Source organism: Salinivibrio sp. IB643 (assembly GCF_001996105.1).
Classification (GTDB): Bacteria; Pseudomonadota; Gammaproteobacteria; order Enterobacterales; family Vibrionaceae; genus Salinivibrio; species Salinivibrio costicola.
The window spans coordinates 13,808-27,522 of record NZ_MUFF01000031.1 but is presented as its reverse complement, the minus strand read 5'-3'; the positions used below and the strand labels follow the sequence as shown (position 1 = coordinate 27,522).

Genomic DNA, 13,715 nt, shown 5'->3' with positions numbered 1-13,715 from the left:
CGACGTGAGCAACGGGCCCACGACTGGGTAATCGGTAGTTAACCTCAACCGTCTTCGCCCGTTTGCTGATACAACTGTATGACGGCGATTTTAGCGGCACGTCCATCAAGCCAAATATCGAGTCGAGAAAGCCTTGCAGGGCGCGAAGAGGGAGTTTGAAAATACCTTTAACCATCAGCGCTGTTTCAATGGCACCATCGGTAAACGTAAAGCCTCTGCCTCGTTTGCCATGATGCTTTTTGCAGTGCCAGCCCTGGATAGCGGCGTCATCAACCCAAAAGGTAATCGAACCACGGTTAACTAATGCCTGATTGTATTGCTTCCAGTTGCTGATTTTGTACTTGGCTTTGCTCATCATCGGTGACCTGTTTTGAGGCCTTGATGATCTGATCGCCGCTAGAGTGATAAGTTCAATGATTTAGGAAACAACGCCGTTTTCGCTCCCAAAATAGATCAAATTTTATTGTCCGCCGACAGCTCTGACTAGGAGCGTGGTTGATCATTTATCAGTTACTTCTTCTTTGCTGTAAAAATGCGATCTGCATAGGCTTTGTTGCAAAATGCAAATCATTTTGCATTCAATCTCAGGCATGGCGTCTTGAAATGTAAACAGGATGTCGCGTATATCGCTAAAGATATGATTTTAAAGTCTTTATTTTGTGCCTAATAACCTGGCCTACATTGTGCATACTCAGGGTATAACGACACATATTGATAAGTTGTAGTGAGGAAGCAATGATTGATTCTAAAACCCAAGTAGCAAAACGCATCAAAGAAGCGCGTGAGTGGAAAGGCATCACTCAAGTAAAAATGGCCAAACTACTCAATGTGGCGCGTCAGACTTATTTGGATATCGAAAACGGTAAAACTGAGCCTCGCGTTCGCATGCTTTCCAATATCGCTGAATTGACTGAACGTCCATTAGTGTGGTTTGTCTATGGCGACGAAGATGTTGAGATGCATGATGTTCAATACAAGCAAGATGTGAACCGCTTGCTCGAGCATTTCTCGCGTTTACCCCATGAAGCGCGCACGGCCATTTTAAATCAAAGCGTGAATATGGCGTCGTTCCTTGTGAACTATTCAAAGGCCGCTCAACGCGCATAAGAGCACTGCCTGACCGGCTAGATATGTGGGTAAGTGCTTGCTTACTGAGGTAGGCATCCGTAGCGCAGCATCACACTATCGATGTGCGCTACCATGATACGCCTACCGAGCCATGCATAATGCAGGGTTGGTGTTGTGACGGGCTTTTGTTTAATACAGCTCGGGTAGCAGAGATGAGGCATAATCATGGTGATTTCGACCGCGCATATGGCGCAACGGATCCGTGAAGCACGGGAATTCAGTAAAATCACTCAGGTAGAGATGGCGCAGCGTTTGAATGTCGCGCGGCAAACCTATCTAGATATGGAATCGGGGAAAACCGACCCAAAAATCTTAGCGCTGGTCACGATTGCAGAGATCACCGGTCGCCCTTTTAATTGGTTCGTGCATGGTGAGTCTGATGAGCGAGACATTGCCTTCACTCATCGTGACGATTTGGCCGCCTTAACCAGCTTGCTGAGCCAATTGCCGCAAGTTGCGCGTCAAACCGTTATGGATAACGCACTATCGATTGCTGAGTATGTCGTATCAATGACGCCCGAGCCGCGAAACGAATAAACAAAAAGCCCGATAAACGTTATCGGGCTTTTGCTTATTTGGCGTCTATGTCGCTGAGTGGGAGAGGAAAAAACGAAAGGCGGGATTCGACGTTTCATCTTTCCATGCATAGCCGAGCTCGCGTAAATGCGCGGTAAATGCCAGCAAATCCTGGTTGCCGATCTCAAAGCCACATAAAACACGTCCGTAATCTGAGCCATGGTTTCGGTAGTTAAACAGGCTAATATTCCAGTGGGTGCCCAGTGTTTGTAAAAAATGCAGCAGTGCGCCTGGGTATTCAGGAAATTCGAAGCTGTATAGGCGTTCATGGAGGTGGGTTGAGGGACGCCCGCCAATCATGTAACGCACATGAACCTTGGCCATTTCATCGTCGGATAAATCTTCTACCGGATAACCTGCTTGGCGTAGATCCTTGATTATCTGATCCAACTCTTCTTGGCCTCCCAGCAGCCGCACCCCGACGAAAATGTTCGCCAGGTTTTCATCCCCATATCGATAGTTAAACTCAGTCACGGCGCGATCGCCCAAAATCTGGCAGAAATTGAAAAAAGCGCCAGTGTGTTCAGGGATAGTGACGGCAAGTAGGCCTTCGCGTTTTTCCCCTAGCTCAGCCCGTTCAGAGACGTAGCGTAGCGAGTGAAAGTTGGTGTTAGCACCGGATAACACCGCCGCCATTTGCTTGTCTTTTAGCTGATGCTTTTCAACATAGTGTTTTAGTCCAGCCAGTGCTAACGCGCCTGACGGCTCGGAAATAGCACGGGTGTCTTCAAAAATGTCTTGTACCGCCGCGCAAATGGCATCACTTGACACCGTGATGCTGTCATCAAGGTATTGCTGACATAGCCGAAAGGATTCATCTCCGATGCGCTTGACTGCAACGCCATCGGCAAAGGTTCCAACCCGATCGAGGGTGACGGGAAAGCCAGCATCTAACGCCGCGCGCAGACAGGCCGAGTCTTCCGCTTCGACACCGATCACCTTGATGTTAGGCATCAGTTGTTTGATAAGTACTGCGACGCCGGCAGCGATGCCTCCGCCCCCGACGGGTAAGAAGACATAATCGAGATGACCATTTTGTTGCACTAGCTCAAGACCGATAGTTCCTTGACCGGCAATCACCTGTGGGTGATCAAAGGGCGGAACAAAGGTATAGCCATGCTCATTGGCAAGCTGTTGTGCTCTGCCTTTGGCGTCATCAAAATTATTGCCATATAGCACCACTTTGCCGCCAAAGCCGCGTACCGCATCGACTTTAATCGCCGGTGTTGTACGTGGCATGACGATGGTTGCTTGCACGCCAAGCTTGCTTCCAGATAACGCCACCCCTTGTGCATGATTACCGGCAGAGGCAGCAATCACACCGGCTTGCTTTTGCGCGTCGGTTAACTGGGCCATCATATTATGCGCGCCACGCAGTTTAAATGAATGAACCGGTTGACGGTCTTCGCGTTTGAGCTGCACCTGGTTATCGAAGCGCTCAGACAAGCGTTTCATGGTTTGAAGTGGCGAGCTGATCGCCACTTCATAAACAGGCGCGCGCAAGATATCTCTAAGGTAATCAGCACCGTCCATCGGTTGTGCGGGTAAAGATTGCGCCTGTTGCATGCTTACTCCTCCAATTTACTGCGATCGCGCACCGCGCCTTTATCAGCACTGGTGGCAAGGGTGGCATAGGCTCTTAAGGCGTAAGAAACCTGACGCTGGCGATCTTTCGGTTTCCACCCTCTTGCCTGCGCCTTTTCTCGGCGTGCAGTGAGGGTGGCTTCATCTACCCGCAAGCTGATTTCACGGGTCGGGATGTCGATGTGAATGCGATCACCGTCTTCAACGAGGGCGATGGTGCCGCCGTTAGCTGCTTCGGGTGACACATGACCAATGGATAGCCCGGAAGTGCCGCCAGAAAAACGGCCATCAGTGAGCAGGGCGCACGACTTACCCAGCCCCATCGATTTTAAGTAGGTGGTGGGGTAGAGCATTTCTTGCATCCCTGGTCCACCTTTAGGTCCTTCATAGCGAATCACGACCACATCGCCGGCTTTGACTTTTCCACCGAGAATCGCTTCTACGGCGGTGTCTTGGCTTTCGAAGACCACCGCGGGCCCTTCGAAGGTCAGAATGCTCTCATCCACGCCGGCGGTTTTGACGATGCAGCCATTTAAGGCGATATTACCTTGCAACACGGCAAGGCCACCGTCTTGGCTGAATGCGTGCTCGAGGGTACGAATACAACCAGATTGACGGTCATCATCCAGAGTGTCCCAACGACAGCGTTGTGAGAAGGCTTGGGTGGTACGGATGCCCGCAGGCCCTGCTCGATAAAACGCTTTGATGTCTTCATCGTCGGTTTGCATGATGTCATAGTGTGCCAGTTGCTCTTTAAGGCTCATGCCCAGCACAGTTTGCTGGTCCATATTCAGTAAGTTGGCGCGCTGAAGCTCACCGAGGATCCCCATTACTCCGCCAGCGCGGTGCACATCTTCCATGTGATACTGCTGAGTGGAGGGTGCCACTTTGCAAAGATGAGGCACTTGGCGTGACATGCGATCAATATCATCCATACCAAAATCGATATCGCCTTCTTGAGAGGCGGCCAGCAAGTGCAAGACGGTATTGGTTGACCCGCCCATGGCAATATCGAGCGCCATGGCGTTTTCAAACGAGGCGCGGTTGGCGATATTACGCGGTAGGATGCTGTCATCGTCTTGCTCGTAATAGCGCTTGGCCAGCCCGACAATCCGTTTACCGGCGTTGATAAACAGTTGTTCGCGATCTGCATGAGTGGCTAGCATGGATCCATTACCGGGTTGGCTGAGCCCCAGCGCTTCGGTTAAACAGTTCATCGAGTTGGCAGTAAACATCCCTGAGCATGAGCCACAAGTAGGGCACGCTGAGCGTTCAATTTTCTCGCTTTGCTCATCAGACACATCTGGGTTGGCCCCTTGCATCATGGCATCGACCAGATCGAGTTTAAGGATTTGATCGGAAAGCTTGGTTTTCCCCGCTTCCATCGGTCCGCCAGAGACAAAAATAACGGGCACATTTAAGCGCATGGCGGCCATTAACATGCCTGGGGTAATTTTGTCACAGTTGGAAATACAGACCATGGCATCGGCACAGTGGGCGTTGACCATGTACTCGACCGAGTCAGCGATAATCTCACGCGAGGGCAGTGAGTAGAGCATGCCGCCGTGGCCCATGGCGATGCCATCATCCACTGCGATGGTATTAAATTCTTTGGCAATCCCGCCGGCTTGTTCGATTTCTCGCGCCACCAGCTGGCCCATATCTTTGAGGTGGACGTGCCCGGGCACAAACTGGGTAAACGAGTTCACCACCGCGATGATTGGCTTGCCGAAGTCATCATCTTTAACGCCGGTGGCACGCCATAGTGCGCGTGCGCCTGCCATGTTACGACCGTGGGTGGTGGTTTTGGAACGATAGGTTGGCATATTACGACTCCTTTGCCTTATGCGCGCTGGTCGGGGTGAACGGGATCAAGCCAGCCCCATTTGTCCTCGGTAGTGCCATCAAACAGGCCAAAAAAGGCTTGCTGTAGTGAGGCGGTGATCGGACCTCGTTGACCTTCACCCACTGTAATTTGGTCGACGCTGCGCACGGGGACGATTTCAGCTGCGGTTCCCGTCATAAACACTTCATCGGCCAGATAAAGCGCTTCACGTGCAATCGACTCTTCGCGAATCGTTAGCCCTTGTTCTTTGGCGAGCGTGATGATCGAATCGCGTGTTAGTCCAGGTAAAATCGCGCTGGTGGCCGGTGGGGTACTGATCACGCCATTTTTGACAATAAAGAGGTTCTCACCGGCCCCTTCGGACAGGTAGCCACGCACATCCAGTGCAATGCCTTCTGCGTAGCCATGACGGCGGGCTTCTCCACCCACTAATAAGGACGATAAGTAGTTGCCGCCGGCTTTTGCCGCGGTTGGAATGGTATTGGGGGCGGCACGGTTCCAGCTAGAGACCATGGCATCGACCCCTTGTGCGAGGGCGTCTTCGCCAAGGTAGCTTCCCCAGCTAAAGGCAGCGATGATGATGTCCATTTGTGTATCAGGTGGCGGGCAGACCCCTAGGCCGACGTTGCCGACAAAGCCAAGCGGGCGAATATAGGCGGAGCGAAGCTGGTTCACGCGCAGGGTTTCTCGGCAACCTTCCATCAGCGCATCCACGCTAAATGGGATCGGAAAACGATAAATCTTGGCCGAGTCTTTAAGGCGCTGCATGTGTTCGCGATGGCGAAATACCACGGGACCGTTTGGGGTGTCGTAGCAACGTATCCCTTCAAAGACTGAGGTGCCATAGTGCATGGCGTGGGTGAGTACGTGCACAGTGGCATCCTGCCAAGCGATCATTTCCCCGTTAGACCAAATATAATCAGCGGTATTTGTCGACATTTTTTTCTTCCTTTTTGGTTATGCGCGTAGGGACTGTGTGGTCGAAGAGGCCATCATGACCTCTGACACGTCCCATAGCTTAGTCAGTTGTGGCCGCAAGGTCTCGATCGCGCGTTGGCTTTCGACGGTGACATCAAAAATTACCTGTCCCGAGTCCGAAGGCATTGACATCGTAAACTGGCAGACGGTAAAGCCACGATGACGGATCACGCGCAACACGCGCTCCAACAACTCAGGGCTGTGGGTGGCATGAATTGAAAATTGGTGTTGTGTCATCAGCTTTGCTCCATCATTTGTTGGTTGGCTGCCCCGGGCGGTACCAGTGGCCATACATTTTCCATTTCGTCGATGGCAACATGCAGCAAATACGGGCCCTGATGTGTCATCAAGGTGTTGAGGGCATCCTCGACCTCGTCTTTGCACTGGATACTGTGTCCAGGAATATCAAACGCGCGCGCGAGGGTGAGAAAATCCGGATTGTCAGACAGATCGGTCTCGCTGTAGCGTTGATCGAAAAACAGCTGCTGCCATTGACGAACCATGCCTAAACGCTGGTTATCAAGCAGGATGATTTTAACGGCGATCCCTCGGCGTTTGAGTGTGCCCAGCTCTTGAATATTCATCATAAACGAGCCATCTCCGGTCACTAACACCACCTCATCATTGGGGCGAGCGACTTTGGCGCCCATTGCAGCCGGTAAACCAAAGCCCATAGTGCCTAGCCCTGCTGAGGTTAATAGATTCTCTGGCCGTGATGGGAGAACATGTTGCGCGACCCACATCTGGTGTTGGCCGACATCGGTCGCGACCACCGTACTGGTTGGCATACGCTGCGAAAGGTTATTCAGCAGTGCCGGCGCATAGATAGCGTCACCTGGGTGGTCATAACGCCACGAGTGCGTCGTTTGCCAGGTGGTGATTTGCTCACGCCATGCTGGTGAGGTATCCGGACAGGCCAAATGAGGAAGCACCTGATTGAGCGGGGCGCAAACTGGGGCTTGTGCGCGGCGCAGTTTGTTGATTTCCGCTGCATCGATATCAAGGTGCACCACATTGGCGTGGGGGGCAAAGGTATCGAGCTTGCCGGTCACTCTGTCATCAAAGCGCGCGCCGATGACAATCAGCAAATCGGACGCTTGCACCGCCAAGTTAGCGGCTTTGGTGCCATGCATGCCCAACATGCCTAGGTAATACGGATAGTGCGGTGCGACGGTGCCTAAGCCTTTTAAGGTACTGACCACAGGCAGTTCACTGCGCGCTAAATAATCGCGCACTGCTTGAGTGGCTTTGCCTAACACCACACCGCCGCCGAGATAGACCATAGGGCGCTGACTGGCTCGGATAAGCGCATTCGCCTGGTCGATATCTGTCTTGTTGAGTGGCGCGATATGTGGCGTGGTGATCTGGACTGTAGTCTCAGGGATCAAGCCTTGCTGTACGTCTTTGGCGATATCGACGAGCACGGGGCCCGGTCGACCTGATTGTGCCACTTCAAATGCTTGTGCGAGTGTGGGGGTGAGCTCAGCGGGATCGGTCACTAAAAAACTGTGTTTGGTGCAGGCAAGCGATAAGCCCAGCACATCGATTTCTTGAAAAGCATCGGTACCGATAAGAGGGCTAGCAACCTGGCCGGTGATGGCCACAATAGGGACTGAGTCCATCATCGCATCGGCAAGCCCGGTCACGAGATTGGTGGCGCCAGGGCCTGATGTCGCAATGCATACCCCAGGACGGCCACTGGCTCGGGCATACCCGATCGCAGCCATGGCGGCGCCTTGCTCGTGGCGACAGAGGATATGTTCCACCCCACCGTCAAAAAGGGCATCGTAAACGGGCATGATGGCGCCCCCAGGATAACCAAAAACGGTATCCACCCCTTGTTGTTGTAACGCTTTTACCACCCATTGTGCACCGGTCATCGTCGCCCCTCCCCGTCTAAGCGGGGAGAGCAGGGTTGCGAATAACCTGTCTCTGCGCGCTCCATCATGATTGCTTCCGTTGTCGCGTGGCATCGCCACATGAATGAAAAAAGCCCCCGAACCTTTGGGTTGCGGGGGCTTGGTTGCGATGTTGCTGCTGTCTTTCGCGTACCTACACCCCTCGCGGAATAATGACCACGATGAGGCGAATAATGAGAACGATAGCGAAATTTAACATTTGTCTGTCTTATCTTTTATTGGGCCCATTTTATGAGCGTTTTGTTAATTATGTTTTTGTTTATGCCTGCTTGTTGCAGGTCAGTCACGGAGCCGATCTATCGCCGAGTCTCGTGTTTAATTGTTGTGCATTTGTAGTGGTATCACAGACCTCACTCGCATGACAAGAAAAAATTACTCTCAATCACAGATTAGCGCGGCAGTATAAGAGCTGGGTTTCATAGCGATGACAGTAAGCGGAGTGGGAAAATATGGCATTGGCGATAGTTCACAGTCGAGCCTGTGTCGGTGTAGAAGCGCCGAGTGTGACCGTAGAAGTACATATATCCAATGGTTTACCGGGGTTTGCGCTGGTGGGCTTACCGGAAACGACGGTCAAAGAAGCCCGTGATCGGGTACGAAGTGCGATTGTGACTTCTAATTTTGAGTTCCCCTCGCGCCGGATCACCGTCAACCTGGCCCCAGCCGACTTACCTAAAGAAGGGGGACGATTTGATTTACCCATTGCGCTTGGGATCTTGGTGGCGTCGGGACAGTTGCCAGAAAAGCGTTTAAACGCGTTTGAGTTTTTAGGTGAACTGGCGTTGTCGGGGCAATTACGGCCGGTTAAAGGCGCATTGCCGGCGGCGCTCGCCAGTCAAAAAGCGCAGCGAGCCCTGGTGGTCCCGGATGATAATGCCAATCAGGTGGCGCTGGTAGACAATGCGCGGCATGTGTCAGCGCCCGACCTGATTGCCGTGAGCCAACACCTAGCCGGCCAGCAAAGTTTATGTTTAAACGCTGTCCCTGCCGTGAATGACACGCCAGCGGTGACGCGATGCTTACGCGACATTATCGGTCAGCAACAAGGTAAGCGGGCGTTAGAAATTGCCGCCAGTGGCTCTCATAACTTACTTTTTGTGGGTCCTCCCGGCACTGGGAAAACCATGCTTGCGTCGCGTTTATGTGACTTGCTGCCACCGATGAATGATGATGAAGCGTTAGCCTCAGCCGCCGTCACCTCTTTGACTCAACAACCTTTGCATGAGGGAAATTGGCGTCAGCGCCCTTTCCGTAGCCCCCACCATTCCAGCTCCATGGCAGCCTTGGTCGGAGGCGGCAGCGTACCGCGCCCTGGTGAGATTTCGCTGTCTCACCATGGGGTATTGTTTCTTGATGAAATGCCGGAGTTTGAGCGTCGCGTACTCGATGCGTTGCGCGAGCCGCTTGAGTCTGGCGAAATTGTGATTTCGCGCGCCAATGGTAAAACCCGGTTTCCGGCTCGCTTCCAACTTATCGGTGCATTAAACCCGAGTCCAACCGGTCATCATGAAGGTGAATTGGCCCGGTCTAACCCACAACAAATTCTGCGTTATTTAGCGCGTTTATCTGGCCCACTGTTAGACCGATTTGATATGTCCATTGATATTCCCGCACTGCCACGAGGCTGTCTTTCTAGTGGCGGAGAACGCGGTGAGTCAACATCGACGGTAAAAGCGCGGGTAGCGGCTGCGCGTGAGCGTATGCTGGCACGCCAAGGAAAGGTGAATGCGTTGTTGAGTAATCAAGAAATGGAGCTGCATTGTCAGCTCGCTCAGGCTGATGCGGCGTTTTTAGAGCAGGCTTTACATCGATTGGGGTTGTCCGTTCGGGCCTATCACCGCATTATCAAGGTAGCACGTACCATTGCCGATCTTGGCGGCGACGCTCAGATCTCACGCCCTCATTTAGCGGAAGCGCTGGGATATCGGGCGATGGATGGCTTATTGCGCCATCTCAACGCCCAAGTCAGCTAATTACTTTTGGGTCAGTAAAAAGTTGATCAACTGGAAGTATTCTTCCGGAGTTTCTACTGTTTTGGGTGTCACGTGATATTTGCCGTTGACGATCACCGCAGGCACACCGCGCAAGCCCGCTTTTTCGAACGATTGGTCGAAACGCTTGGCCATGGAGTTCGCGGCAAAGCTGTTGTAAGCGCTGTCAAATTCTTTGCCATCAATGCCGTTATCGACAAACATTTGGCGAACCTCCGCTAGTGATTTCGGTGGGTTTTGTGCCGCATGAATGCGATCAAACATCACCGGAATAATGGTTTTTTGTGCATCGAGCACAACCGCTGCTGCGTAGGCGCGTGTTACCACACTGCCCATCTCGCCGCCCATAAAAGACACATGGTGTTTTACCACTTTCGCATTATCAGGCACTTGTTGTTTGAGCTGCTGGACCAGTGGTTCAAACTGATAACAATGTGGGCAATAGAAAGAGAAAAACTCGGTCACTGTTGGGGAATCAGTTGCCGGCGTCTCTAGCACTTGGTAATCCTCACCAGCTTTAAAGCGGCCTGGTTTAGCATCCGCTACCTCAATCGGTGTTGCAGGCTCTGCCGACTCCGTTTGCGTGGTTTCGGTTGTTGGGGTGGTGTCTGGTGATGTCTGCGTCACGCTCTCAGGCTCAGAGCACGCGGTTAGGCCTACGACCAGTAGCAAAGGCAACAGTTTTTTAAACATGATTGAATGACTCTCCGTTATCGATTGAGCGCTTACGGATACAGTGTAAGCGGTGGTGCTTCAAGGGCGGCAAGCTGTTCTTTAAAAGCGAGCACCTGACCTTCCCAGTATTTTGCATCAGCAAACCAAGGAAATGCACGAGGAAACGCCGGGTCTTGCCAGCGTTTTGCCAACCAGGCCATGTAATGCACCATTCTCAGACCTCGTAATGGCTCGATCAGTTGCAATTGGTCGGCGGGGAATTCGCGAAATTCACGATAACCCTCCGCCAAGGTGTCGAGTTGCGCGAGCTGATCGGCGCGACTGCCGTTTAAAAATAGCCATAAATCTTGCATCGCGGGACCGTTACGGGTGTCATCAAAATCGACAAATAGTGGACCGTCTCGCCACAAAATATTGCTGGGATGACAATCGCCATGGAGCCGAATCGCGGGCCACTCCGTGTGCCATCGCGCCGCGATGGCATCGATTAATCGGTCGAGATCAGAGAAGAATGTCGCTTGCAGGCTTGCTGGGATCAAGCTGGCTTCTCCTAGCTCGCGGCGTGGCTGATAAAGGTGGCTGTCGAGATCAAATTTAGCGCGAGTTTGAAAAGGCTTAGCGGCGCCCATTTGGTGGATACGACCCAGATAACGGCCGACCGCTTCGAGCTGATCCCAATTGTCCACTTCAAAGCCGCGACCGCCCACACTGGGGAATAAGGCAAAGCGAAAGCCTGATGCGTAAAAAAGACTGGTTCCCTTTCGTTGAATCGGCGCAACGACGGGAATATCTGCGTCAGCTAGCTCGCGGCAGAAAGCATGTTCTTCATGAATTTGCGCATCGGACCAGCGAGCGGGCCGATAGAACTTGACCACATAGCGCTGGCCATCATCGGCGACAAACTGGGCCACCCGATTTTCATAGCTGTTCAGTGCGAGTAGGCCGGATTGAGGAAAAATACCGATCGATTCAATCGCATTTAATTGAACGTCGGGAGTAAGAGCATGAAAGTCAAAGCCTATCTCGGTCATACGCCACCTGAGAATGACAAAAGAAACGTTATAGTAACAAATAAAAAGGGCGCTGCCTGCGCCCTGTTTATTTATCGTGAATGGTTGTTGTGGTGAATTGGCCGATTACAGATCCGTGATAAAGCGGCTTTCTGCCGTTACCCTTTTTTGTTTGTCGCCTGATTCACGCTCCATCACAAAGGTGATGTCGGCAATGCGTTGCTCCATCTCGTACGTATCGACTGCCAGACTAATCGGCAGTGAGAAAACCTCACCCGCTTGTACATTAACGGTTTGTGGCCCGTGCCATGTCACCTCATCCAAGCCTTTAACCGACAGCTGATATACGTCGTCTGTCTGCGTTTTATTTAAGATTTTTAAGGTGTAGGTATTTTCAACCAGTCCTTGGTTGTTAATGCGATACAGTTGATTACGGTCGCGTATCACATCCAGCGCCATCGGCATGACCGACATCGCCAGATAAATAAACATTGCAGTCACAATAATCATGACCGCCCCATAACCCACCAGTTTTGGTCGCATGACCGCGGTTTTCTTGCCTTCGAGCTTGTGCTCGGTGGTGTAGCTGATTAGGCCGCGCGCGTAGCCCATGCGATCCATGGTTTCATCACACGCATCGACACAGGCACCACAGTTGATGCATTCATACTGCAAACCATCACGAATATCGATACCTGTCGGACACACTTGCACACATAGGTTGCAGTCAATACAGTCGCCTAATCCTAATGTTTTGGGATCTTTCTTACGTGGGCGAGGCCCGCGTTTTTCGCCGCGTTTGGCATCATAGCCAACGATAAAGGTGTCTTTATCAAACATTGCGGACTGAAAGCGCGCGTAGGGGCACATGTGAATACACATGATCGATCGCATCCAGCCCGCATTCCCGTAGGTGCAGGCAGCAAAAAAGATCACCCAAAAGCCGACCCAAAAGCTAGTATCGAACGTGACTAAATCGACCGCGAGCGATTGCACGGGGACAAAGTAACCGACAAACGTGGCGCCCGTGACCAGAGATATGAGCCACCAAGCCGCATGCTTCGCAGCTTTTCGCGCGGCCAATGCCGGCGTAAGTTTGAGCGAGTCTTGTTTTCGGCGTTTGTTGGCCGCCCCCTCCAGCTTTTCTTCAAACCAGATAAAGAGAAAGGTCCATACTGTTTGCGGGCACAAATAGCCACACCACACCCGGCCAAGAAAAGTGGTAATAAAAAAGAGGCCGAAGGCGGCGAGCATCAAAAGTGCGGCCAACAAGGTCAGGTCTTGTGGCCACAACGTGGTGCCGAAAAAATTAAACTTTTGGTTACCTATATCCAGCAAAATGGCTTGTCGGCCTTGATACGGGATCCATGGCGTTAGCAGAAACAGCAGCATAAAGAACCAGCCCATGTAACGGCGCATTCGCTGGTAATAGCCTTTCACCGCGCGCACATAAATGCGATTACTCGGATTAAAGCGATCGCCGTTACCTTTATGGGTTTTGGGATTGTATTCTTTTGCAGTCACGTCTTTGACGTTAATTTTTTTATCGCTCATGACATTGGCTTTCCTTGGGATAGCGGGTCCATGGTGCATTGCCAGGCCCTAATTATCATTGTGCCTGTGATTGTAGCGCAGCAAACGCCGTGAATACGCTACCAGAGTCATAGTTTGCGATACAGCTACAAACTGAACGAATTCCAGCTAYAACAGACGATTAGCGAGGGCCTCTGACTCACTCTTTTGTTGGGGTAATGCCTCTCGCCCGTAAAATAGCGGCTTTAAAGTCGTCTTCATTGTCTTTTGCAAGGCCAGGAATAGGCGCGTTGCTATCTTCTAGTCGCATTTTGAGTTGATAGATCAAGGTGTCGTCCGATAGCGTTGTTAAGTCATCGCGATGACCGGCCTCTTGGGCAATCAGATTGAGCATGGTCATGAGCGAGTGATCGGGCGTTTGTTGCCAAGATTGGTTCAGTAGATCGAGCAACTCGTTGATACGATGGCAGTGCAT

Annotated in this window: 13 protein-coding genes; 3 read left to right on the top strand and 10 right to left on the bottom strand. The window is 52.0% G+C overall.

Going from position 1 to position 13,715, the window contains the following annotated elements:
- Nucleotides 1-355: transposase (locus BZG77_RS12410; protein WP_131826155.1), on the bottom strand; the 355-nt coding region annotated here is incomplete at its 3' end.
- Between the two features lie 380 nt (nt 356-735).
- On the opposite strand from BZG77_RS12410, the gene BZG77_RS12405 reads away from it, so the two are divergent.
- Together BZG77_RS12405 and BZG77_RS12400 are read left to right on the top strand one after the other, a co-directional pair.
- Nucleotides 736-1,107 carry a helix-turn-helix transcriptional regulator gene (locus BZG77_RS12405; RefSeq protein ID WP_021022741.1) on the top strand — a complete coding sequence of 124 codons (372 nt, stop codon included), beginning with the start codon at nt 736-738 and terminating at the stop codon, nt 1,105-1,107.
- Nucleotides 1,108-1,293: 186 nt separating this feature from the next.
- Nucleotides 1,294-1,665 (top strand): helix-turn-helix transcriptional regulator, encoded by a 372-nt coding sequence (locus BZG77_RS12400; RefSeq protein WP_021022740.1) that lies wholly within the window; start codon nt 1,294-1,296, stop codon nt 1,663-1,665.
- A 45-nt stretch (nt 1,666-1,710) separates the two neighbouring features.
- Here BZG77_RS12400 and ilvA read toward each other — a convergent pair whose 3' ends face one another.
- Genes ilvA through ilvG form a run of 5 tightly spaced genes read right to left on the bottom strand, consistent with a single transcriptional unit; the run spans nt 1,711 to nt 7,992 of the window.
- Nucleotides 1,711-3,270, bottom strand: a complete 1,560-nt coding sequence (gene ilvA / locus BZG77_RS12395; RefSeq protein WP_077647466.1) for a threonine ammonia-lyase, biosynthetic — start codon at nt 3,268-3,270, stop codon at nt 1,711-1,713.
- Nucleotides 3,271-3,272: 2 nt separating this feature from the next.
- Nucleotides 3,273-5,114 carry a dihydroxy-acid dehydratase gene (gene ilvD / locus BZG77_RS12390; protein WP_077647465.1) on the bottom strand — a complete coding sequence of 614 codons (1,842 nt, stop codon included), beginning with the start codon at nt 5,112-5,114 and terminating at the stop codon, nt 3,273-3,275.
- 17 nt (nt 5,115-5,131) lie between these two features.
- Entirely contained in the window at nt 5,132-6,073 is a 942-nt protein-coding gene (gene ilvE / locus BZG77_RS12385) for a branched-chain-amino-acid transaminase (RefSeq protein ID WP_077647464.1), read from the bottom strand.
- Between the two features lie 18 nt (nt 6,074-6,091).
- A complete protein-coding gene (gene ilvM / locus BZG77_RS12380; RefSeq protein WP_077647463.1) occupies nt 6,092-6,349 on the bottom strand; it encodes an acetolactate synthase 2 small subunit in 258 nt (85 codons plus the stop codon).
- Nucleotides 6,349-7,992, bottom strand: a complete 1,644-nt coding sequence (gene ilvG, locus BZG77_RS12375) for an acetolactate synthase 2 catalytic subunit (RefSeq protein ID WP_077647462.1) — start codon at nt 7,990-7,992, stop codon at nt 6,349-6,351. The genes ilvM and ilvG overlap by 1 nt, the downstream gene beginning before the upstream one ends.
- Before the next feature lie 488 nt (nt 7,993-8,480).
- Between ilvG and BZG77_RS12370 the strand changes: the two genes are divergently transcribed.
- A complete protein-coding gene (locus BZG77_RS12370; RefSeq protein ID WP_077647461.1) occupies nt 8,481-10,004 on the top strand; it encodes a YifB family Mg chelatase-like AAA ATPase in 1,524 nt (507 codons plus the stop codon).
- On the opposite strand, the gene BZG77_RS12365 is transcribed toward BZG77_RS12370, so the two are convergent.
- The 4 genes from BZG77_RS12365 to BZG77_RS12350 all read right to left on the bottom strand — a co-directional run bounded on the left by BZG77_RS12365 (nt 10,005) and on the right by BZG77_RS12350 (nt 13,715).
- The gene (locus tag BZG77_RS12365) at nt 10,005-10,715 is read right to left on the bottom strand and encodes a thiol:disulfide interchange protein DsbA/DsbL (protein WP_077647460.1); all 711 of its coding nucleotides are present in this window, start codon (nt 10,713-10,715) and stop codon (nt 10,005-10,007) included.
- A 32-nt stretch (nt 10,716-10,747) separates the two neighbouring features.
- Complete coding sequence (locus BZG77_RS12360; RefSeq protein ID WP_077647459.1) at nt 10,748-11,728, bottom strand: serine/threonine protein kinase; 981 nt, start codon at nt 11,726-11,728, stop codon at nt 10,748-10,750.
- Between the two features lie 105 nt (nt 11,729-11,833).
- Nucleotides 11,834-13,261 carry a cytochrome c oxidase accessory protein CcoG gene (gene ccoG / locus BZG77_RS12355; RefSeq protein ID WP_077647458.1) on the bottom strand — a complete coding sequence of 476 codons (1,428 nt, stop codon included), beginning with the start codon at nt 13,259-13,261 and terminating at the stop codon, nt 11,834-11,836.
- Nucleotides 13,262-13,439: 178 nt separating this feature from the next.
- Nucleotides 13,440-13,715 (bottom strand): YihD family protein, encoded by a 276-nt coding sequence (locus tag BZG77_RS12350; protein ID WP_077576863.1) that lies wholly within the window; start codon nt 13,713-13,715, stop codon nt 13,440-13,442.

Bases quoted from the DNA above. Each gene is read 5' to 3' on its own strand.
- BZG77_RS12405 (WP_021022741.1), top strand. From the start codon at position 736: ATGATTGATTCTAAAACCCAAGTAGCAAAACGCATCAAAGAAGCGCGT.
- BZG77_RS12400 (WP_021022740.1), top strand. From the start codon at position 1,294: ATGGTGATTTCGACCGCGCATATGGCGCAACGGATCCGTGAAGCACGG.
- ilvA (WP_077647466.1), bottom strand. From the start codon at position 3,270: ATGCAACAGGCGCAATCTTTACCCGCACAACCGATGGACGGTGCTGAT.
- ilvD (WP_077647465.1), bottom strand. From the start codon at position 5,114: ATGCCAACCTATCGTTCCAAAACCACCACCCACGGTCGTAACATGGCA.
- ilvE (WP_077647464.1), bottom strand. From the start codon at position 6,073: ATGTCGACAAATACCGCTGATTATATTTGGTCTAACGGGGAAATGATC.
- ilvM (WP_077647463.1), bottom strand. From the start codon at position 6,349: ATGACACAACACCAATTTTCAATTCATGCCACCCACAGCCCTGAGTTG.
- ilvG (WP_077647462.1), bottom strand. From the start codon at position 7,992: ATGACCGGTGCACAATGGGTGGTAAAAGCGTTACAACAACAAGGGGTG.
- BZG77_RS12370 (WP_077647461.1), top strand. From the start codon at position 8,481: ATGGCATTGGCGATAGTTCACAGTCGAGCCTGTGTCGGTGTAGAAGCG.
- BZG77_RS12365 (WP_077647460.1), bottom strand. From the start codon at position 10,715: ATGTTTAAAAAACTGTTGCCTTTGCTACTGGTCGTAGGCCTAACCGCG.
- BZG77_RS12360 (WP_077647459.1), bottom strand. From the start codon at position 11,728: ATGACCGAGATAGGCTTTGACTTTCATGCTCTTACTCCCGACGTTCAA.
- ccoG (WP_077647458.1), bottom strand. From the start codon at position 13,261: ATGAGCGATAAAAAAATTAACGTCAAAGACGTGACTGCAAAAGAATAC.
- BZG77_RS12350 (WP_077576863.1), bottom strand. From the start codon at position 13,715: ATGCACTGCCATCGTATCAACGAGTTGCTCGATCTACTGAACCAATCT.